Raw genomic sequence first — 20,205 nt, forward strand, 5'->3', positions numbered from 1 at the left:
TGCGTTTCTAGGAGGCGACACTAGACAAACGTCTCGAGGAATTAGGAGCCGCAGCTAGACAAGCGACTCGAGCTGCTCAAAGCTAACGCTTCTCGCAAGATACTCAAGGAAGTACTCTCGGGGATGAAAACTGGCTAGGCGCTGGAGCTGGACACTTCTCGAAGTGATTTTATTCATTCATTTATTGGTGGACCGCCTGATTCGGCGGTCTTTTTAATGTTTGTTTTATTGTGGTGAATGGTAAAATAGAGAAAATGAATGAGACGGAGGGTTCTGCTTGAGAAAGGCATTCCGCGTGTTATTTTCTTTCTTGCTTGTCCTGGCCTCGCTGGGAGTTTATATATCCAATAAAGTCATGTTCCTGAAAAAGAAAGAGGATGATGAAATCTTCAACCGGGAAAAAGATGCTGGCCACCTGGTTCCAGATGAATATGATGCACTGCCAAAAAGGGAAGTGAGCATTCCCTCGTCCTTCGGATATCCGCTGAAAGCAGTCCTTGTCGAACCGCACAAGACAAATCGGTATATCATCATTGCTCATGGGGTTACCCAGAGCAAGACCAATTCGGTAAAATATATGAACCTATTCTTGAACCGGGGTTTTAATGCTGTAATCTACGACCATCGGCGCCACGGTGAATCTGGTGGAAAAACCACAAGCTATGGGTACTATGAGAAGTTCGACCTTAAATCGGTGGTGGATTGGCTAAGAGAAGAAATAGGTCCGGATTTACTTCTTGGAATCCACGGGGAGTCAATGGGGGCGGCTACCTTGCTTCTTTATGCCGGCATGATTGAGGACAGAGCTGACTTCTATGTCGCAGATTGCCCGTTCTCCGACTTCAGTGAACAACTTGCTTACCGCATCAAGGAAGAGGTTAAGTTTTTGCCGCCAAAACTATTGCTGCCAGTCGCCAGTATGTTCGTGCGCATTCGTGATAAATATTCGTTGAGTCAGGTATCTCCGATTGCAGTTATTGAAAATATTAAAAACCCGATCCTTTTCATCCATAGCCGCAAGGACGATTTCATCCTGCCATCAATGACCGAGGCCCTGTTTGAACAGAAACTGGGGCCGAAGAAGCTATACATGGCCGATAACGGCCTACACGCCCAATCCTACAGTGAAAACCGAGAACAATATGAAAAGGTGCTCGATGAATTTCTTGAGGAATACGGATTCGCCCAGGAAGGAAATGCAAATGACGATACTGTTGTTGTTGATCAGTAACGTTATGTCACCAATAGACTATTGGTGACTGTTTTTATGATTCTATCGGACACTTTTTTCTTTCCGGGCTTCGGTTTGTCCGTTAGGGAACTTGTTCCGTTTCCAGCGGGAGCAAAAAAGGATTGGCTCATCCCCTGAGCCAATCCTCTTTACTGTTTTTCTCCCTGGCGATCGATTTCTTTGCCTGCGGCGTCCAGTGCCCTGACTTCTTTGTAATCGCCTATTGCGTAATAATAGCGTTCGTTTTCTTTTTCAAAGATTTCTATTTTGGAAAACTTGCCATCTGGTCCTGCAGCTTCAATGGTTTTGATATCAGGATTCACAACTTTCCCAAAAATCACGGGAATCTTCGTATCCAATGTTCCGTCTTCTTTAAAGGTTGTGAAAGTGTCGGCATACAGGATCATGAAATCATTTTTATAATAAGTCCAGTGGTTATGCCCCGCATTTTCCCAGCCTTCTTTTTCGCTGCCTTTGATATAGGCTGCTGCCAGTGCTTCGAATGTGTTTGAGCCTTCTTTTTGCTCTGTTGTATAAAAGATGAGCCATCCATCCTCCACTTTTTCCTTGTGGACGATTTGTTTGATGTTGAACGGAATATCGTTTTGGATTGCTTCTCCCGCAGTCTTATAAGCGCACGCTGACAGCACAAGCATGCACAAAATCAATATGGCTGACCTCCACAATTTTCCCATCTTTCTCCCCCGCCTTCGCGTCAAACTTCTATGTATTTCTACATCCCTCTCTCTTATTTAACCTTTTTTTCAATTTTTTGTAAACTTATAACTTCCTTTTATCATGGAAGCTCATTCTTGGGTTCAGATATTCGTTCGGGCTCTTTAATTGGAAGCACCCTGCTGTATCCTTATAATCAATCGTCATTTCTTCAGCAAAAAAGACTTCCTTGGCTTTTTCCATATAGATTGGAATCCCGCCTGTCTCTATCTTGTTTTCTTCCTCATAATGTTCACTTTCAAACCAGAGGGCAGCTACCCCACTTACGGCACAGCCGCATCCATCTATATCATATTTCAATTTTACATACCCTTGCTTTCCCGAAACTTTTTCTTGCAGTTTGTTTGAAGCTGCTTCGGTAATTTTTATTTTCATGACTGCACTCCCTTTCCGATTTTTCATTTTATCATACGAGGATCATTATTTCGTTTTATTGCCCTCGAACACTTTCAAAATAGTCTTGCAATTTTTCCGTTTAGCTTTTACTATCAAAGATAATTGTGACATTTGAAAAGGGGTGCTTATTTTGTCAAAAGTAACGATAAAGGTGAATGATAATGGTTCATTAAGGATTTCCGGCGATGTTGAGCTGCTGGATGGTGCCGGCAATAAATATGAAACGAAGCCTGCTTTTTCGCTTTGCCGTTGCGGCATGAGCAAAAACATGCCGTTCTGTGATGCTTCCCATAAAGGGAAATTCGAATCAGTGGTGCGCGCACCGCAAGCTGATAAAACGGAATAATTTTTTGAGGGCAATGGGCAATCCATTGCTCTTTTTTATGGGGATCTTTCTAATGATTTTTATTAAGGCTCTTATCTCACACTTTGTTGCTATTGAATACGGATTGAAAGGGGCCCCTCAGATTTGTGATGTTTTCAGTGAATTGACTACCATTCATCCGCAATCCTGACATCAGCAATATGTGAAATCCCGATACGGTGGATTTCTTCGAATCTGTCGACAATATGGAGCTTCTGCCCAAGTTCATTCCAATAATGGATTTTCCCGATCACCAATTCATATTTTCTGTACCTGAAATAGGTGATGCTGAGCGGGCGGTTATACTCCATCGCTTCGAGGATTGTTTCATTCAATTGTTCAAGCTGCTGTTCATCCAGCTGCTTCTCCTTTTCATATTCGTCCTCCTGTGCCCAGTCACGCAGCATCTTGACATGCTCAGGAAGCATCATTGACGTCCATTTAATTCTTCCTCGGTCGCGAATCATCTTTCTCTCCTCCTCCTTTTATCATCCCTTATGCCCGCCAACAAGTGCAGCGCGATGCCTTGCTGTTCCGGCTGCCGTATATGATACCGCCCTTAAGATAGCTGTCGAGCCGTAGCGGCTGCGGATCCGGTCCATTGCATAGCCAAGCTCTTTCTTTTTCCAGCCGTTTTTTTCAAATAGATTCAATTGGAATTCGCTGTCGGTGACGAGATTCCCGAGTGCAATTGAAATGCTTCGCACCGTCTTTCCCGTGTAGTTCTCGGCAAAAAGCTCGAGGCAGACACGATACAGGTCCATCGTGATATTTGTTGGCTCCTCAATTGTCCTTGAGCGGTGGAAGCCTCCGCCGAATTCATCCTGGCTGTAGCCGACCCCGAAGCTGATGGTCCGGCCTGCTTTCCCATGGCTTCTTGCCCTGCGCGCGACTTCCTCGCTCATTTCGAGGATGACATGCTTGATTTCTTCTTCTTCTTTGTAATCGCGAAGCAGAATCTGGCTTTTCCCAAAGCTGACCTGCCCTTCCATAATCGGGGCACCGATATCCGAAAAATCGATTCCCCATGCGTGCCAGTATAGCTGGTTGCCCATGATGCCGAATTTTTTCTCCAGTTTCTCAAGGTCATAGCGAGCCAGCTGGCCGACGGTAAAAATCCCCATGCTGTTCAGTGTTTTCTCGACGCGGCGGCCAATCCCCCACATTTCCCTGAGCGGCGAGACGTTCCACAGCTTCGTCTGGACATCGTCATAGGTCCATTCAGCAATGCCCTTCTTTTTTGCATAGAGGTCAAGACAGAGCTTCGACATCAGCATATTGGGCCCAATCCCAATCGCGCAGGGAAGCTGGAACTCGCGCTCGATATCATCCTTGATTTTTTTTGCGATTGAAGCAGCGTCTCCCCAAAGCTTCGAAGCTCCATCCACCTTTATGAAGCTTTCGTCGACACTGTAGGTATGGATTGCTTCCTTTGGAACGTAGCGATTGAATACACGGGAGATTTCCGTGGAGATTCGCAGGTATGTTGACATTTGCGGATCAACGACCATAATTCGCGGATCATCAGGAATTTCAAATTTTCTTGACCCGGTTTTAATGCCGAATTCTTTTTTCAAACGGGGTGAAGCTGCGAGGACGACACTCCCGGGACGATCCAGATTCCCGACGACAGCCAGGTAACAGTCAAGCGGATCAAGGCCAAGCATCACGGCGGCACAGCTCGCATAAAAGCTCTTCATATCCACACATAAAATTTTATTTTGCGGCATTTCGCTGTAATCGACCATGTTTCTTTTCTCCTCTCCGCATGAGTATCAGCCGATAATAAGAACATCTGTTCCGTTTCATTATACCCATTATATTAAGCGAATATGCGTTCGGTTTCAATGGTAATTTTCCGGGTGACTGACTTAATTAAGGTGTAAATGGTGAGTCATGCCAATAAAGGGCAATTTTTCGGAGAGGTGTTTTCTCCGGCATTTCCAAGTATAATCAGGTCGAGAGGTGCTTTTTTTATGGATAAAAAACTCATTCGCAAAATGGTCCAGAGATGCTTCGTGCAGTACCGGCATGATGATTCACTGCCGTTCGGCGAGGCGGAGTTCGAAGAGATATATGAAAAGATTGTGGAACTGAAAAGTGATGTGCCTGAGACGGATTTGCACGACATCATCAATGATGCGGTTTATGAATTTTTAGCTACATAAAAAACCACAGAATCGAAAAGGCTGCCCTGCTAAAACAGGACAGCCTTTGATTATTTTAATCTGATATTTGCTTCGCCTTCGATTGTTGTGGGATAATCATTCAACTTCAGGGTAATCGGGCCGGGTGCTGCACCTTCCCCGAAGTAAGGAATCAAGATTTCAACAAATCCTGATTCGCCGCTCCATCTAATTGCTGATGAACCATCACCAATTTCTTTTTTATTCCGATCAACGGCCAGATCAAATGAAACATGGTTAGGCCCTTCTTTTGAATTTCTTTCGAAAGCGAACAGCAAATGATTCTCCTCCCTGTCGATCTTCAGCAATCCCCCATTACTAGGAGCCTTCAGCACTTCCATCTTATTGGGATCGACAATGATTTCCAGATCATTTTTATCAAGTGCACGCAAAGTATTGAAGCGGAGATAAAGCTCCTCTGGTTTTTTAAAAAAGTTACTTTGCAGGAAAAATTCCTTTGTAAACTCATCCATATGCCGGGCAGTAGTTCCATTATTGATAGCGGCCCATTCTTCGCCAGTTTTATCGACGAGCCTCAAATCGTTGAAAGCGAAGATTTGCTTAGAATTTTCCTTATCAAAATGGACTGTCACTCCTATTCTCGTTGGATAAATCGACACTTTCTCTACAGTAACCTTCTGCCCTTCAATTTCGACTGTTTCATTGACATCAATGATTTCTTTTTTATCCTTGAAAGCATCCTTGTCAACCGAGAATGGAAGCACCCATGTGTCAGCGAACTTATGCACAGGCTCGCTCTCTTCCGTTCTGCCCTCACTAAGCTCCATGCTCAGTTTAAGATTTTCAGGGCGGTTATTGCCATAAAATTCAAAGGTAGCTTGAAGCAGCCTATCTTTATCCTGAGGATTGATTGACCACCCGTCATAAGAAAATGCTATTTCTTCGATACCTTTTCCCTCGTGGTCGGTCAGCCAAAATTTATCAATCGAAACTTCTTTATGCTCCCCGGAAGTTTCCACCTTGTAAAACAGCACCATCATTTGTTCATCCACAATCACCGAATCAAGCGTAATCTTGATGCCGTCATGTTCGTCGGATACTCCGATTTTCTGAGCGAAATCATTTTCAACGGCTGCAGTCAGCCCTTTATCATACAAGACCAGCTCCACAATCTTCTCCATCCCCGGAATCGAGGTGACAAACGAAGCAAATGTCTCCGAAGTCCGCAGCATCGCTGTAAAAGCAAAAACCAGGATCGCTGCTGACGCAAAGGTTCTCATGAATAAAAGGTTTTTCTTCCGCTTCCTTTTTCCCTTGCTGATCCCGGCAGCGATTGCCTGATCCAGCTGGAGTTCAGGAACTTCGATATTCTCAAGTGCCGCCTGAGCCTTTGTCAGCTTTTTTTCCTCGGCATTAAGCATAGCCCAATCCCCCCTTATCTTCGAGCTGTCCGCGAAGCTCTTTCAGCCCTTTGTTTAGCCAAGTCTTCACGGTACCTTCAGGGCATTCCAGTATCTCGGCAATTTCTTTGATTTTAAAATCATGCACGTATTTAAGTTCGATGACCTGCCTCGTTTTGGAATCAAGTTTGCCAATGACTTCCTCGACCTCAAGCCAGCTGGACTGGTGCTCAGATCCCATCAGGCTGATGAGATCATTGCTGACGAAAATTTTCTTCTTCTTCTTTAATTCATCATTGCAGTAGTTTATTAGGATCCTTGTCAGCCAAGTCGTAAAATACTGTGGCTCCTTCACCTTCCGGATCGAACGGAACGCCCTGTAGGTGACCTCCTGCAGCGCTTCGACTGCATCCTCGCTATTTTTCAGATAGCTAAGGGCAATCCGGTATAGGCGTACTTTATGAAGTTGCATCAATTCGTAAAAAGCCGCTTCATCGCCTTTCTTAGCTCTCTGTACGAGTTCTTGAAGCTCCAAAATGTCTCCCCCTGACTTTGTATCTATCTATTAGACCTTGAAGCTGGAAAAAAGTTTTACTAAATTGAAAAAAACCGCCAAAAATTTCAATAGGCGGTCTTTTAAAGGTAAAAATAGATTTTAAAGCAAAAGTTATTTCTGATTAAAAACTCTTTTGCCAAAAAGTTCGAATGTGCGAGGAAACAGTGTATAAATAATGCTTCCAGGACTCATCCAGCGGGGCAGATTGATTTCACGAGTTCTCGTCATCATGCGATTGACTACTTGTTTTGCCACATACTCAGGCTGCAGCATAAAACGTTTTACATTTTTCACGTAGGTTCCCTGTTTATCTGCAACCTCAAAAAAGTTGGTAGCGATTGGACCGGGATTGACTGAGGTGACTAAGATATTGTCATCAGCAACCTCCATTCGCAGGCTGTTCGTATAGCCAAGCACGGCATGCTTTGTCGCTGAATATACACTTGATTTCGGCGTGGCAATCTTGCCAGCCTGGGAAGCAATGTTGATGATATGGCCGCTTCTTCTCTGCTTCATAGCAGGCAGTACCATCGAGGTGCATGCCATCAAGCCGACGACATTGACATCGAACATCGTTTTGATATCTTCAATTTTCGCTTCGTGTGCATAATCAAAAATACCAAAGCCAGCATTGTTGACCAATATATCAACGTAGCGGATGTCAGTAAGCACTTCTGAGAAAACCCGCTTGATTGCTTCAGGGTCAGACACATCCAGCTGCTGGGCATGGACATTGATGGCATACTTTGATTGTAATTCCTTTTTTAAACTCTCAAGTTTATCGATACTCCGGGCCAGAATGACAAGGTTCGCGCCACGTGCCGCACAAAGCTTGGCAATCTCGACTCCGATTCCCCCCGAGGCACCGGTAATAATAATATTTTTCCCTTTTAAGGATGGCATCGTCTTTCACCTCATTTTGCTGTATAAACGAAGGATATTCCTTCTTCCCTGACCGACACTGCGTCAAGGGAATACAAATAATCCAATTGTCCGACTGTTTCTGAGATGGTTAAGTTCAATTCACGCTCATAGACTGTCGGGAAGAGCATTTTACAAACCTCAAATACAGTCAGTTCCCTGCCCTCAAGCATTCCCCTTACCTGCATGGCCCGATCATGCTGACGTGCAAGCCTTTTTTCAATCAGGCTTTGCAATTCTGTTATCTCCGTTCCATGTCCGGTGTATACTAGTCCAATCGGGTACTGCTGCAGTTTTTTTAGTGTTGCATTATATTGAACCAGTGGTTTCGGCCTGTCCGTTTCGCCTGGAAGCGGCGGCTCAAGTAATGGATTGGGCGAGATCCCAGCAAGGATCGTATCCCCGGCAATCATTGTACCGTCTTTTTCACGCAATAGCACGATATGGCTCTGGGCATGTCCCGGTGTCTCGATCACTCTCCACCCTGGCAGTGCCGGCGGAATATCATTTTCCAAAATTGTACCAGTCAATGAGCGATTACAAGAAAATACTAATGTCTTCTTCATTACTTTCATCGATGGCACAAAATATTGCTCTGGTATTGCTAGTTGTAAAAAGAATTTTTCATAAAATTCTTTATGCTCCTTCTCGAATTCCGGAGTTCTGTTGATCCACCTTTCATTCAGGTGATGGCCATATACGTCAAGACCTGGTGAAAAGTAGTCCAGCATTCCCACGTGATCCGGATGATCATGGGACAGGATCACCTGCTCAATGTCCTCCGGCTTCAGGTTTAAATCGGCCAGCTGCGCCTTGAACGACTCCCAGGACTCCTCTGTTTTCGTTCCGGCATCAACAAGCGTCAAGCTGTCTCCTTTAATCAAATAGGCATTCACATCACCGACCGGGAAAGGCGTCGGCAAAGTCAGTTTGGCAATTCCATCTTTCCATTCAGCCATATAATCTATACACCCCAAAACATTATTTTTCTATAAGATAAACGGATTGTTAATACTAGAAATCATTCAACTTTATAGCCCCTGGTATTTTTTCAATATAAAATTAAGTTTACCTTTAAAGCGGGCAAATGTCATTATTTTCACTTTATATTTTCAGAAAAAACTAAAAATTTATCAATTTCCTCTTGACATAAGGGTTGTCTTTCTTGCATAATCACTATTAAAATTTCGTAAAATCTTAAAAAGCATTTGAGCAAGACGAGTAGACAGGAATGGTGTCAGAGAGTGGAGTCCACCGGCTGAAAGGCTCCGCAACCCTCTTCATGTTGAACCCTACCTTGCGAGCTGCCAGGCAAACCTGGACGTATACCGGCGTTAACGGATGTTGAGCTGCACTTTTTTGGCGTTGTCCGAAGAAGTGAATGAAGGTGGTACCACGGAAGCATGGCCTTTCGTCCTTTTATGGATGAAGGGCCTTTTTGTTTTTCCGTTGACAATCGCGTAGCCAATTACGCAATACAAATTTTATGGAGGCGAAGTTGATGAAGAAGCTTGTTTTTGTTGGCGCAGGGTCAATGGCAGAAGCGATGATTTCCGGTATAGAGGCAAGCGGGCTTCTTCCGGGAGAGCAAATTTGGGTGACAAATAAACAGGATACTGCCAGATTGAAATCTCTGGAACAGAAATATGGAATCAATACGACATATGATTCAGGAATGCTTTTTAAAGACGCGGATGCAGTAGTCCTGGCGATGAAACCAAAAGATGCAGCATCTGCGATCGAGGAGATCAAATCTTATTTACCTGAAGGAACGCTTGTCATTTCCGTCCTCGCTGGGGTTTCAATTGAGACTATTGAGTCAGCAGCAGGAAAATCGCTGGCAGTGGCAAGGGCAATGCCAAATACCTCGGCTGCGATTGGCAAGTCGGCAACTGCCCTGGCAGTCAACTCTCTGGTGAATGAAGCGCAAAAAACGCTGGTGCAGGAGCTTTTTAACACTATCGGCCTGACAACAAACGTTGAGGAATATCAGCTTGACGCAGTCACAGGACTATCAGGAAGCGGACCAGCCTATATTTATTACCTTGTCGAAGCGATGGAGAAAAGCGCCGCTGAAATCGGCCTTGAAAAGCAAACCGCGAAGCAGCTGATTATCCAGACGCTACTGGGTGCAGCGGAAATGCTAACTAAGTCTGATAAGGAGCCTGCCCAGCTTCGCTTTGAGGTGACCAGCCCAGGCGGTACGACTGAAGCAGGAATCAGCGTTCTTGAACAGCATGGCGTCCAAACTGCTTTCGTATCCTGCATAAAAGAAGCCACAGCCCAATCACAAAGGCTTGGACAACTGCTTGGCAGTGAGCTTGCAGCCGCAAACCGTCCGCTCTAAAATTGCATTTTGGCCCTATGTTTCTCTACAATGGAGAAAAACAACAGGGACGTGTGCTTTGTGCTTATCATTTTACTCTCTTTAACTTTGGTCATCTGGATTGCAGCGACAATTGACGCTTTGATTGGTTTCAGGAAATTGGATTCCCTTGAAAAGGCAGAGGTTGCTGGCCAGGAACCACTCATCAGCGTGATTGTAGCCGCCAGGAATGAGGAAGAACATATCTTACAAAGCATTCGTACCCAGCTGAACCAAACCTACAAAAATACCGAGTGGATTCTTGTTAATGACCGATCCGACGATGGTACCGGTAAAGTGATGGAGAGCTTAGAAAGGTTGGATTCAAGAATCAAAGTAATTCATATCGATAGCTTGCCAGAAGGATGGCTTGGCAAAAACCACGCTCTCCATAAAGGCTATCAGGGCGCGACAGGGAACCTGATTTTATTTACAGACGCTGATGTTATGTATCATCCGGAGGCTTTTTCAAAAGCGGTTGGCTATTTTCAGAAACATGTCCTTGATCATTTGACCGCGGCTCCTAACCTTAGTGCAAAGCCATTCTGGCTGAAGGCCTTCGTTGCGTTCTTTTTGTTTGGCTTTTCCTATTATAAAAGACCGTGGCTCGGCAATAATCCGCGTTCGAAGACTGGGGTCGGCATTGGTGCATTTAATATGGTCACCAGGGCGGCCTATGAAAAAGTTGGTACTCATGAATATATAAAGATGCGCCCTGATGATGATTTGCAGTTGGGAATGCTGGTAAAGCGCATGGGTCTCAAGCAGCGGATTGTTACAGCGATGACGCTCATTGAAGTGGAATGGTACCAAAGCTTGAGTGATGCTTTAGCTGGCCTTGAGAAAAACACCTTCGCCGGCCTTCACTACCGAATCAGCATGGTGCTATTTTCGGTGTTCGGTGTCTTTGTGTCCCAGGTCGTGCCATTCTTCACTTTATTCTCAAATAATCAGGCAGTAGCAATCCTGAGTGCCGTTAATCTCGTATTCCTGGCTTTTCTTTATGTGATGGTCACAAAGAAAATGACCCGTTTTTCACCATGGCTGTTCCTGGTTCTGCCCTTCACGGCCCTTCTGTTCATCTTCTCCATACTGAGAGCCAGCTACCTGACTTTCAAAAGAGGCGGCATCATCTGGCGCGGAACGAAGTATACACTTGCGGAATTAAGAAAAAACACGTTGCGGTGAGTACAATTTTTCCTTTCCACAGAAAGCCCTGTTATACTTGAATTATATTTTGGTTAACGAAATAAAAGGAGGCTTCTGGATTGGAAAAGAAATTATTTTCCCCTTATAAAATTAATGATCTTACACTAAAAAACAGGATCGTCATGGCTCCGATGTGTATGTACTCATGCGAAAAAGAAGATGGGTTTGTCACGGACTTTCATATAACACACTATGTAAGCCGGGCTGTCGGGCAAGTGGGATTGGTCATTCTTGAAGCAACTGCGGTTACTCCGCAAGGACGGATCTCCCATCAGGACCTGGGAATCTGGAGCGATGAGCATGTACCCGGCCTTACAAAATTGACTCAACAAATCAAGCAAAGTGGTGCCGCAGCTGGTATCCAGCTGGCACATGCCGGCCGAAAAGCAGCGTTGCGTGATGAAATCATCGCCCCCTCTGCTATTGCTTTTGATGATAAGTACAAGGAACCGAAGGCTATGACGGTAGAAGAGATCAAGGAAACTGTCGAGGCATTCAGGCTGGCTGCAGAAAGATCAAAGCGTGCAGGCTTCGATGTAATCGAAATTCACGCTGCACATGGATATTTAATCAATCAGTTCCTCTCCCCTCTTACGAATAAACGTGAGGACGAATACGGCGGCACTGCCGAGAAGCGCTTCCGCTTCCTCCGGGAAGTGCTTGAAGAGGTAAAAACAGTTTGGGATGGACCTCTGTTTGTCCGGGTTTCTGCATATGACTACCATGGAGAGGGTTTGACTGTCGATGATTATGTAACGATTGGCTCATCGCTAAAAGAACTGGGAGTTGACTTGATTGATGTCAGCTCTGGTGCAGTTGTACCAGCAAGAATCCATGCATATCCAGGCTACCAGGTGAAATTCGCAGAAAAAATCAAGCATGAAGCCGATGTGGCTACTGGCGCGGTTGGATTGATCACGACAGGAATCCAGGCAGAAGAAATCCTGCAGAACGATCGCGCCGATCTAATTTTCATCGCCCGCGAACTGCTGCGAGATCCATACTGGCCAAGGACAGCAGCTAAAGAGCTTGGAACAAGCATCCAATCACCTAAGCAATATGAACGAGGATGGATATTCTAAGATAAAAAAATTTTAATTCAAAAGAGGCTTTTCCAGAGTATAGCTTTGGGAGGCCTCTTTTTTATAGGAAATCAGTGTTGTTTTGGTACTCAGGCATCCTGATGCCATATTTAATGAATGACGGACACTTTCTTTCGCTTTTCAGGAGTTTCTGTCCTTGATGACCTTGATGACGGACACTTTCTTCCGTTTTTCAGGAGTTTCTTTCCGTCATGACCTTGTTGACGGACACTTTCTTGCATTTTTCAGGTGTTTCTGTCCGTTATACTCCTAAGATCATTTTACTAATGTATGAACCCATAGAAAAAGAGGCTGTCATTCAAACAGCCTCTTCCCCTCTGGAAGCATCCTATTAACAGTCTTTTTCGAGCAAAATCCTGCGGTACATATTCCCGAACATGACTCCTTCATCAGAAATCAGCCTAACATTTGTCTTTTGCGTTTCGCAGATTTTCTCAAAAGATACACCGATATCCGTTCCAAGGACCTTGATCACATGCCTAATGGCCTTTTTAAAAATGGATAAGTTTTTCCCTGGTTCAGCAAATTTATCGAATACCAGCACCAAGCCATCCTTGCGGCAAACTCTTACCATCTCGCCAAATGCCTTCCTGCCGTTGGGAACTACTGACAATATTAAACTTCCTACAACATAATCAAAGACACCATCAGTGAAATCGAGCTGTTGGGCATCCATTTGCAAAAAAGTAATCTTCGAGTTCCGATATTTATCCTTCGCTTTCTGAAGCATATCTTCTGAATAATCAATCGCGGTGATTTCCAAGTGTTCATGGGGCAATCTATCGATGTCAGCACCTGTTCCGACACCAACGAACAGCACCTTATCTCCGGGCTTGAAGTGGATTCCTTTAAATAGTTCATCTCTCGCCTTCGAAAAAGGGCCAGCATTGAAAATGGCATCATAAATTGGCGCCCAGCCTTTGTAGATGACCTTATTCCAAGAGTTTCTCATATTATCCACTCCAGCCCGAATAATTTTAAGCTTTTAATAAAGTTAAACCTTCTTTGCTTTTGTCCTTGCTTTTTGAGGGAATTAATATCCCAATCATGGGGTAATCCTATTTATCCTTTACTCTCAAAAGCCTCAAGCCGTTCAGAGTAACAATCAGGGTTGCACCCATGTCGGCGAAAATCGCGATCCACAGAGTGAGCCAGCCTGGAATGACCAATAGCAGTGCCAGCAATTTCACGCCTATTGAGAAGCCGATGTTTTGCTTGATGATTGCCAGTGTTTTGCGGCTCAGCTTAATCGTGAACGGCAGCTTTTTCAAGTCATCTCCCATCAGGGCAATATCGGCGGTTTCAAGTGCCGTATCGGTTCCTGCTCCGCCCATTGCGACTCCAACCGTCGCCGCGGCGAGTGCAGGTGCATCATTGATGCCATCACCGACCATTGCAACTTTTCCGTGGTTTTTCTGCAGAGCTTTTATGAAACCTAGCTTATCTTCAGGCAGCAATTCGGATTCTATATCCGACACACCAGCCTGGCTGCCAATTGCCTCGGCGGTTCCTTTGTTGTCCCCGGTAAGCATGATTGTTTTTTCAATACCAAGCTCATGCAGACGGGAAATGACTTCCCTGCTCGACTCTCTTACTTCGTCGGCAACCGCGATTAGAGCAAGTATTCGAGACTCAATACCTGCAACCATGACTGTTTTACCCTCAGACTGCAGGCGTGTAATTTCTTCAGCAGTCACAGCTGGAATCCCACCATCGACGATTTCTTCAAGGTATTTTGGGCTGCCGATATAATAAGCAATTCCGTCGACAGTTCCCTTTAACCCTTTACCGGTTACCGATGTGAAATCTTCGATTACTTTATCCATATAGGGTACTGTTTCTGCTTCTGCCTTGCGGACTATCGCAGAAGCAAGTGGATGCTGGGATTTATTTTCAAGGGCGGCGATTACTGCAAAAAGACCGCTTGAATTATGACCAGACAGTATTTTGAAATCAGTAACAGCAGGCACTCCTTTTGTGAGTGTCCCAGTCTTATCAAAGGCAACTGCTTTCAGCACGCCCATTTCCTCAAGGTGGACTCCACCCTTTACAAGCACACCGTTTTTAGCGGCGTTGCCAATCGCTGTAACGATTGAAACTGGAGTTGAAATGACAAGGGCGCACGGACATCCGACAACGAGGACGGCCAGGCCTTGATAAACCCACTCACTCCAGTCTGCACCGAAGAGAAGCGGCGGTACAATAGCGACCAAAAATGCGACAAGAATGATAATCGGTGTATAATACTTGGCAAAGCGGTCAACGAATGCCTGGGAAGGAGCCTTTTCCGCCTGGGCCTCTTCGACAAGGTGAATGATTTTCGCGATTGTGGTATCATCGACCAATTTAGTGATTTTAACCTCGATAAGACCTTCCCCATTCAGCGTGCCGGCAAACACCTCATCGCCTACGTCCTTATCAGCTGGTACAGATTCGCCTGTAATCGCCGCCTGGTTGACAGCCGAGAATCCAGCAATCACTTCCCCATCCATGGCAATTTTCTCGCCCGGTTTTACAATCATGATGTCGCCGACTTCTATTTCATTTACATTAATGCCGTATTCTTTGCCATTCCGCCGGACCAGTGCTTCTTTTGGTGCGATATCCATTAACGAACGAATCGAGGCTCTTGCCTTATCCATTGAATATCTCTCAAGTACTTCACTGATCGCAAACAATATGACAACGACGGCACCCTCGCTCCACTCCCCAATGATGGCAGCTCCGATGATAGCAACAGTCATCAGTGCCCTCATGTCAAAATCGAGCTTAAGAAGATTCTTTATCCCGCTTTTAAACAGGGAGTAGCCACCTACAATAATAGCTCCTAAAAATAATAGGATAGCCGGCAAACTATCTTCCCCATAATTAAACTGGAAAAAGTATGCGGCAATGATCATCAGTAAGCTGATCAGAACCGTAGAGTTTTCCTGCCAGAACGGTTTCTTTTTTTCAGGGATAATTTCTGCTTTATCCGGGTAAATCCGCAGGTTCTCAAAAGCACCTGCTTGCTCCAGTTCATCAATGGAGGCTTTACCGAAAACAGTCAGTTTGGAAGCGCCAAAATTAACTTTTGCATCAAAAACACCATCCAGGTGCTTTACGTTCTCTTCGAACTTTCCGGCACAGCTAGCTCAGGTGAAACCCTGTACACGGTATATTGTTTTCTCGCCAGTTTGCGCTGCTTCAGTCATTCAATTCCAACTCCTTTTGATGTTCAAACACCAGGTGAATCAATTGCTTTACATGGTCATCGACTAGTGAATAATAAACAAGCTTACCTTCCTTGCGGTATTTAGCGAGTCCAAGGTTTTTCAACAGCCTCAAATGGTGTGAAGCAGTTGCTGTGGACGAGTTGACGACTGCAGCTACATCACAAACACAAAGCTCATTCCCTACATATAGTGAGTATGCGATTTTAATCCTAGTTTCATCTGATAAAGCTTTGAAAATTTTTGCTGCTGCAGAGGTATTTTGTTCTTTCAGTTCTGCAGACACCTGCTCCACTTTATCGTCATGGACGCAATTGACCTGACAGACATCCTGCTCCTTCAAACTGCTCACCTCGTTAATTCAAATGATCATTTGACTATATCTTATTCAAATGAACGTTTGATTGTCAAACAAAAATAAAAAAACCAGGAAATCCTGGTTTTAAAGTTTAAGCTATTTTCTCTCCTTGACGGTCCGCAACCCTCTTGAAGTAAAACCCCAATTTAACGAGACCAACTGCGGTCAAGGAAAGAATCATATTGAAGAAAACTGCGAATATCGCAAGATCCATCACTTCAAAGATGACGGCATATAAAAATCCAACTGCTCCAAATAGTGAGATCGTGATGAGAAAATGCATCCTTGGGAAGAGAAAGGTGATAATTCCGCTAAACAAAAGAACAAGTGAACCCATGATAAATAGATGAAGACCGAATAACAGCAAAAACTCCATAATAATTCCCCCAGTATTCGTGTTGTTGATAGGATGGAAATGATTCCACCACTTTCCAATTCCCTCTGGGTTCTTTTTTAAACTAAAAAACTCTAAATTCGGTCATCCCATATTCGATTCAGCATCGTTTTTTCACTGGAAACGACAAGTTCAAATACATCCGGATTCGTCATTTCCATCAGGCAGTCGTATCCGAAACTTTCATTGAAATACCGCATGAGCAATGTAGTCATATTACCATGGCTGACTAGTAAAATGTGGTCATGTTCCGAACATAATAAATCCTCAATCAGTGATTTCGCACGATTCATCGCAGCTGAATGGGATTCTCCTCCTTCAAAAACAAGCTCAAAATCCTCAAAGGTTTGCTTTAGCTTATCACGCCAGTCCTCAAAATTGACCGTACTCAGCACTCTTTCTCCGAGTCTGTCATCTTCGAGAACTCTTATCCTCCTTGCATCAGATAGAGGTTTAATTGTATCGACGGCTCTTTTAAAGGGGCTACAATAGATGATATCTATTTCTTTTCGTTTGAAAAAGTCAACTAATGCCAGCGCCTGTTTCCTGCCCTGTTCAGTCAGTGGAGAGTCTATAGGCTGGCCAGCCGCACTTGCATGACGTACAAGATAGATTGTTTTCAATCAAAACACCCCTTTATTCAGTCATGTTCATAAGGTACGGAAATTTCCATAAAATCTTCTGAAACAACAGTGTTGGCAAACACTGTTCGTGCTTCCGCTTCAAGTTCCTTCCAGTCATTGCGGTCATACCTGGAGCTAATATGGGTCAGGCACAGTTTTTTTACACCAGCATTCAAGGCTGTTTCTGCGGCCTGCAGAGTGGTCGAATGGAAATACTCATAGGCAAGGGTACCTTCATCTGCTGAAAAAGTCGCTTCATGGACGAGAAGATCTGCATTTTGGGCAAGAAGTTGAGCACTTTTACAAACCCTTGTGTCACCCAAAATCGTGACAACCCTTCCTTTCTGCGGGGGACCGACAAATTCAGCAGGATTGATGACCGTTCCATCGTCCAAAATGACTTCTTCTCCATTCTTGATTTTCCTGTAGTCAGGACCAGGGTTAACCCCTGCGGCTTGAAGCTTATTGGCGAGAAGCGTTCCTGGCCGGTCCTTTTCCTTTACTCTGTACCCATATGAGGGAATTCCATGCTCCAGGAGTTTAGTCTCAACGATAAACTGCTCATCTTCAAAAATGACCCCTTCCTGTAGCTGGATGATTTCAATTGGATATTTCAAATAGGATTTACTGATTTTCAAAGATACCTCAATATACTCTTTAATCCCGGGAGGTCCATAGACGGTAACCATCGACTCTCCTCCCTGAAAGGAGCGGCTCGACAACAACCCAGGCAGGCCATATATGTGGTCTCCGTGCAGGTGGGTAATGAAGATTTTCTCAATCCTCCGCGGCTTTATGCTTGTATGTAAAATTTGATGCTGGGTTGCTTCTCCACAGTCAAACAGCCAGACACTTCCCCGCTCCTCAAGCAATTTTAGTGCGATTGAGGTCACATTCCTCAGCTTGGCTGGGACGCCTGCCCCTGTTCCAAGAAAAAACACATCCATAATCCTGACATCCTCCCGTACAAAATGCCTGTAATCCTTACAGGCATTTATTATTCATTTCAATATATCACAACTGGCTTTATTCATCTAAACCAAACGCTGGATTTAACTCATGCGGGGATAGTTCCAAGCAATTGGAAGAAAACTAAGCTCAGTTTAAACAGTTGCTAATTGTTCACGAAAGGGATAAAATTTTGTATTTGTAGAGTGTTTTTTATACATACTTTTAAATTCACATAAAAGAGAGGTTCTATATTGTGGCACAAACCGAAAAACCAACAGCTTTAATCATGATCTTCGGGGCAACGGGAGACCTGGCAAATCGTAAATTGTTTCCTTCCCTCTATAATTTGTTTGAAAAAGGAAAACTGGACAAATTCGCGGTCGTCGGCGTTGCCCGTCGTTCACTTTCAAATGAAGAATTCCAGCTGAGGGTAAAAGAATCTGTGAAGGAAAATGGGGAGACAGAAGCTGACATCGAAGAATTCGTTTCCAAGTTCTATTACCATTCCCATGACGTTACTGATTCAAGTTCTTATCTCGCTCTTGGAAAGCTTGCGGAAGAATTGGACAGCCACTATGGACTTAATGGCAATAGAATTTTCTACCTGGCGATGGCACCAGAATTTTTTGGAACAATTGCTGAACATTTAAAGAAGGATAAGCTTACTGACGTAGCCGGGTTCAAACGCCTTGTCATCGAAAAGCCATTCGGGCATGATCTTGAGTCTGCAAAAGTGTTGAACAAGCAAATTCGTAAAGCTTTTTCTGAAGATGAAATTTATCGGATTGACCATTATCTTGGCAAGGAAATGGTTCAAAACATTGAAGTAATCCGTTTCGCGAATGCGATGTTCGAACCACTCTGGAATAACCGGTACATTTCTAATATCCAGGTGACATCAAGTGAAACGCTCGGAGTCGAAGAACGCGGACGTTATTACGAGAAAAGCGGAGCCTTGCGCGATATGGTCCAGAACCATATGCTGCAAATGGTTTCCTTGCTTGCGATGGAACCGCCGATCAAGCTGACGACAGATGAAATCCGTTCAGAAAAAGTAAGAGTATTCCGTGCTCTCCGTCCTGTAAAAGGCGAAGAAGTCAATGAATATTTTGTTCGCGGCCAATATGATAAAGGCAGCATGAATGAAACAGACGTCCCTGCATACCGACAGGAGGAAATGGTCAATCCTGAATCCAATACGGAGACATTTGTCGCTGGTAGGCTGATGATTGATAATTTCCGCTGGGCTGGAGTTCCTTTCTATATCCGTACAGGAAAAAGAATGAAGGCTAAGTCAACTAAAATTGTAATCCAATTCAAAGATATCCCGATGGATTTGTACTATCAGCCAGAAAAAACGGTGAATCCAAATCTTCTCGTCATTCATATCCAGCCTGAAGAAGGAATCACGCTTCACTTGAACGCCAAGAAATCTGGCCAGGGTACAGACGCTACACCTGTAAAATTGAATTATGCCAATAAAGGCATTGACGGACTGAACACTCCTGAAGCATATGAAAAACTCCTATTTGATTCATTGCGAGGAGACGCTACAAACTTCACGCATTGGGATGAAGTCGCATTGTCATGGAGCTTCGTTGATAATATTTCAGCTGTATGGGAAAACACAAAAGAACCGTCATTCCCGAACTATGCATCCGGCTCTATGGGCCCTGACGCTGCAGACAAGCTGTTAGAGAAAGATGGATTCTTCTGGTGGCCAATCACTGAAATCGATGTAGAAAAATGCTAATAGAAGAGCAAAAAGCGCAAGCGCCTCGTTCAGCCCCGACAAGCGGTGGAGGGCCGATCAGTGAAGTCGTTCTTTGACTTCATTGGGCGGACCGAAGCGACTCGAGGGGCTAGGCGCTGGAGCTGGATTAAGAAGTCTTCATGGAGTTATCCACACCTCAATAACTTTATAAATTCCTTAACAACAATGAAATCCCGCCATGGCAACAGGCGGGATTTTTTTAGTTCATCCGAAAAACAAATCAAGGATATTAGAACCTGCAGATGCATCTTTATTGTAAAACTCCGAGTATCCGCAATTCTTGCAGTAAACGACGGTAAACTGGTTATTCTGGATATCAAACATCTTGGACAAGCCCGTTCCCGTCATTGCAACATCCTTCTTTCCTGCATCTGTGCTTCCGCATTTTATACAACCATTTCCGTTCATGTATTCCATCTCCCTTTTTTAAGCTATGTTACATTTACGATTCAGGTGAAAATCGGTT

The 20,205-nt window shown here is 44.4% G+C and carries 23 protein-coding genes; 8 read left to right on the forward strand and 15 right to left on the reverse strand.

All coding sequences use genetic code 11. The features are described 5' to 3' along the window. Positions 1–277: 277 nt before the first annotated feature. Positions 278–1,231 carry an alpha/beta hydrolase gene (locus tag TY49_RS21395; protein WP_041967938.1) on the forward strand — a complete coding sequence of 318 codons (954 nt, stop codon included), beginning with the start codon at positions 278–280 and terminating at the stop codon, positions 1,229–1,231. A 149-nt stretch (positions 1,232–1,380) separates the two neighbouring features. Here the strand turns inward: TY49_RS21395 and TY49_RS21400 are convergent, their stop codons facing one another. Beyond that, a complete protein-coding gene (locus TY49_RS21400) occupies positions 1,381–1,926 on the reverse strand; it encodes a hypothetical protein (RefSeq protein WP_052442264.1) in 546 nt (181 codons plus the stop codon). Positions 1,927–2,011: 85 nt separating this feature from the next. Next, positions 2,012–2,341, reverse strand: coding sequence for an iron-sulfur cluster biosynthesis family protein (locus tag TY49_RS21405; RefSeq protein WP_041967939.1), 330 nt, complete (start codon positions 2,339–2,341; stop codon positions 2,012–2,014). Between the two features lie 142 nt (positions 2,342–2,483). Between TY49_RS21405 and TY49_RS21410 the strand changes: the two genes are divergently transcribed. Further along, positions 2,484–2,708: a CDGSH iron-sulfur domain-containing protein gene (locus tag TY49_RS21410; protein WP_232310499.1), complete on the forward strand. Its 225-nt coding sequence runs from the start codon at positions 2,484–2,486 to the stop codon at positions 2,706–2,708. A 146-nt stretch (positions 2,709–2,854) separates the two neighbouring features. Here TY49_RS21410 and TY49_RS21415 read toward each other — a convergent pair whose 3' ends face one another. Both TY49_RS21415 and TY49_RS21420 read right to left on the reverse strand, forming a co-directional pair. Further along, positions 2,855–3,193: a YolD-like family protein gene (locus TY49_RS21415; RefSeq protein ID WP_041967941.1), complete on the reverse strand. Its 339-nt coding sequence runs from the start codon at positions 3,191–3,193 to the stop codon at positions 2,855–2,857. A 21-nt stretch (positions 3,194–3,214) separates the two neighbouring features. After that, complete coding sequence (locus tag TY49_RS21420; RefSeq protein ID WP_041967942.1) at positions 3,215–4,474, reverse strand: Y-family DNA polymerase; 1,260 nt, start codon at positions 4,472–4,474, stop codon at positions 3,215–3,217. Between the two features lie 228 nt (positions 4,475–4,702). Between TY49_RS21420 and TY49_RS21425 the strand changes: the two genes are divergently transcribed. After that, positions 4,703–4,894, forward strand: a complete 192-nt coding sequence (locus tag TY49_RS21425; protein ID WP_041967963.1) for a YqzH family protein — start codon at positions 4,703–4,705, stop codon at positions 4,892–4,894. Positions 4,895–4,944: 50 nt separating this feature from the next. Here the strand turns inward: TY49_RS21425 and TY49_RS21430 are convergent, their stop codons facing one another. The 4 genes from TY49_RS21430 to TY49_RS21445 all read right to left on the reverse strand — a co-directional run bounded on the left by TY49_RS21430 (position 4,945) and on the right by TY49_RS21445 (position 8,709). Continuing rightward, the gene (locus TY49_RS21430) at positions 4,945–6,294 is read right to left on the reverse strand and encodes a DUF4179 domain-containing protein (RefSeq protein ID WP_041967943.1); all 1,350 of its coding nucleotides are present in this window, start codon (positions 6,292–6,294) and stop codon (positions 4,945–4,947) included. Continuing rightward, positions 6,287–6,808: a sigma-70 family RNA polymerase sigma factor gene (locus TY49_RS21435; RefSeq protein WP_041967944.1), complete on the reverse strand. Its 522-nt coding sequence runs from the start codon at positions 6,806–6,808 to the stop codon at positions 6,287–6,289. The genes TY49_RS21430 and TY49_RS21435 overlap by 8 nt, the downstream gene beginning before the upstream one ends. Positions 6,809–6,940: 132 nt before the next feature. Next, positions 6,941–7,732 carry an SDR family NAD(P)-dependent oxidoreductase gene (locus TY49_RS21440; RefSeq protein WP_041967945.1) on the reverse strand — a complete coding sequence of 264 codons (792 nt, stop codon included), beginning with the start codon at positions 7,730–7,732 and terminating at the stop codon, positions 6,941–6,943. An 11-nt stretch (positions 7,733–7,743) separates the two neighbouring features. Next, on the reverse strand, positions 7,744–8,709 hold the full coding sequence (locus TY49_RS21445; protein WP_041967946.1) for an MBL fold metallo-hydrolase: 966 nt from the start codon (positions 8,707–8,709) through the stop codon (positions 7,744–7,746). A 542-nt stretch (positions 8,710–9,251) separates the two neighbouring features. Between TY49_RS21445 and proC the strand changes: the two genes are divergently transcribed. The 4 genes from proC (at position 9,252) to TY49_RS24835 (ending at position 12,762) form a co-directional block, all read left to right on the forward strand. Beyond that, a complete protein-coding gene (proC, locus tag TY49_RS21450) occupies positions 9,252–10,097 on the forward strand; it encodes a pyrroline-5-carboxylate reductase (protein WP_041967947.1) in 846 nt (281 codons plus the stop codon). Between the two features lie 60 nt (positions 10,098–10,157). Beyond that, complete coding sequence (locus tag TY49_RS21455) at positions 10,158–11,303, forward strand: glycosyltransferase family 2 protein (protein WP_041967948.1); 1,146 nt, start codon at positions 10,158–10,160, stop codon at positions 11,301–11,303. A gap of 80 nt (positions 11,304–11,383) precedes the next feature. Next, entirely contained in the window at positions 11,384–12,406 is a 1,023-nt protein-coding gene (gene namA / locus TY49_RS21460; RefSeq protein ID WP_041967949.1) for an NADPH dehydrogenase NamA, read from the forward strand. Between the two features lie 212 nt (positions 12,407–12,618). After that, positions 12,619–12,762 carry a hypothetical protein gene (locus tag TY49_RS24835; RefSeq protein WP_156972749.1) on the forward strand — a complete coding sequence of 48 codons (144 nt, stop codon included), beginning with the start codon at positions 12,619–12,621 and terminating at the stop codon, positions 12,760–12,762. Here the strand turns inward: TY49_RS24835 and TY49_RS21465 are convergent. From TY49_RS21465 to rnz, 6 genes are all read right to left on the reverse strand, one after another. Then, on the reverse strand, positions 12,759–13,379 hold the full coding sequence (locus TY49_RS21465; RefSeq protein WP_041967950.1) for a class I SAM-dependent methyltransferase: 621 nt from the start codon (positions 13,377–13,379) through the stop codon (positions 12,759–12,761). The two genes, TY49_RS24835 and TY49_RS21465, sit on opposite strands and share 4 nt — an antisense overlap. 106 nt (positions 13,380–13,485) lie before the next feature. Next, complete coding sequence (locus tag TY49_RS21470) at positions 13,486–15,621, reverse strand: heavy metal translocating P-type ATPase (RefSeq protein WP_084135573.1); 2,136 nt, start codon at positions 15,619–15,621, stop codon at positions 13,486–13,488. Then, positions 15,614–15,982, reverse strand: coding sequence for an ArsR/SmtB family transcription factor (locus TY49_RS21475; protein ID WP_041967952.1), 369 nt, complete (start codon positions 15,980–15,982; stop codon positions 15,614–15,616). Before TY49_RS21475 ends, TY49_RS21470 begins: the two co-directional genes overlap by 8 nt. A gap of 106 nt (positions 15,983–16,088) precedes the next feature. Further along, positions 16,089–16,373 carry a hypothetical protein gene (locus TY49_RS21480; RefSeq protein WP_041967953.1) on the reverse strand — a complete coding sequence of 95 codons (285 nt, stop codon included), beginning with the start codon at positions 16,371–16,373 and terminating at the stop codon, positions 16,089–16,091. A gap of 92 nt (positions 16,374–16,465) precedes the next feature. Continuing rightward, positions 16,466–17,014: a histidine phosphatase family protein gene (locus tag TY49_RS21485; protein ID WP_041967954.1), complete on the reverse strand. Its 549-nt coding sequence runs from the start codon at positions 17,012–17,014 to the stop codon at positions 16,466–16,468. A 17-nt stretch (positions 17,015–17,031) separates the two neighbouring features. Next, positions 17,032–17,961 (reverse strand): ribonuclease Z, encoded by a 930-nt coding sequence (gene rnz / locus TY49_RS21490; RefSeq protein ID WP_041967955.1) that lies wholly within the window; start codon positions 17,959–17,961, stop codon positions 17,032–17,034. A 257-nt stretch (positions 17,962–18,218) separates the two neighbouring features. Between rnz and zwf the strand changes: the two genes are divergently transcribed. Continuing rightward, positions 18,219–19,718, forward strand: coding sequence for a glucose-6-phosphate dehydrogenase (zwf, locus tag TY49_RS21495; protein ID WP_084135574.1), 1,500 nt, complete (start codon positions 18,219–18,221; stop codon positions 19,716–19,718). A 225-nt stretch (positions 19,719–19,943) separates the two neighbouring features. Here the strand turns inward: zwf and TY49_RS21500 are convergent, their stop codons facing one another. Further along, positions 19,944–20,147, reverse strand: coding sequence for a zinc ribbon domain-containing protein (locus tag TY49_RS21500; RefSeq protein ID WP_041967956.1), 204 nt, complete (start codon positions 20,145–20,147; stop codon positions 19,944–19,946). Positions 20,148–20,205 lie beyond the last annotated feature (58 nt).

Origin of the sequence: Mesobacillus selenatarsenatis SF-1 (assembly GCF_000813125.1) — a bacterium.
Lineage (GTDB): Bacteria > Bacillota > Bacilli > Bacillales > Cytobacillaceae > Mesobacillus > Mesobacillus selenatarsenatis.

Bases quoted from the DNA above. Each gene is read 5' to 3' on its own strand.
- TY49_RS21400 (WP_052442264.1), bottom strand. From the start codon at position 1,926: ATGGGAAAATTGTGGAGGTCAGCCATATTGATTTTGTGCATGCTTGTG.
- TY49_RS21405 (WP_041967939.1), bottom strand. From the start codon at position 2,341: ATGAAAATAAAAATTACCGAAGCAGCTTCAAACAAACTGCAAGAAAAA.
- TY49_RS21415 (WP_041967941.1), bottom strand. From the start codon at position 3,193: ATGATTCGCGACCGAGGAAGAATTAAATGGACGTCAATGATGCTTCCT.
- TY49_RS21420 (WP_041967942.1), bottom strand. From the start codon at position 4,474: ATGGTCGATTACAGCGAAATGCCGCAAAATAAAATTTTATGTGTGGAT.
- TY49_RS21425 (WP_041967963.1), top strand. From the start codon at position 4,703: ATGGATAAAAAACTCATTCGCAAAATGGTCCAGAGATGCTTCGTGCAG.
- TY49_RS21430 (WP_041967943.1), bottom strand. From the start codon at position 6,294: ATGCTTAATGCCGAGGAAAAAAAGCTGACAAAGGCTCAGGCGGCACTT.
- TY49_RS21440 (WP_041967945.1), bottom strand. From the start codon at position 7,732: ATGCCATCCTTAAAAGGGAAAAATATTATTATTACCGGTGCCTCGGGG.
- TY49_RS21445 (WP_041967946.1), bottom strand. From the start codon at position 8,709: ATGGCTGAATGGAAAGATGGAATTGCCAAACTGACTTTGCCGACGCCT.
- proC (WP_041967947.1), top strand. From the start codon at position 9,252: ATGAAGAAGCTTGTTTTTGTTGGCGCAGGGTCAATGGCAGAAGCGATG.
- TY49_RS24835 (WP_156972749.1), top strand. From the start codon at position 12,619: ATGACCTTGTTGACGGACACTTTCTTGCATTTTTCAGGTGTTTCTGTC.
- TY49_RS21465 (WP_041967950.1), bottom strand. From the start codon at position 13,379: ATGAGAAACTCTTGGAATAAGGTCATCTACAAAGGCTGGGCGCCAATT.
- TY49_RS21480 (WP_041967953.1), bottom strand. From the start codon at position 16,373: ATGGAGTTTTTGCTGTTATTCGGTCTTCATCTATTTATCATGGGTTCA.
- rnz (WP_041967955.1), bottom strand. From the start codon at position 17,961: ATGGATGTGTTTTTTCTTGGAACAGGGGCAGGCGTCCCAGCCAAGCTG.
- TY49_RS21500 (WP_041967956.1), bottom strand. From the start codon at position 20,147: ATGAACGGAAATGGTTGTATAAAATGCGGAAGCACAGATGCAGGAAAG.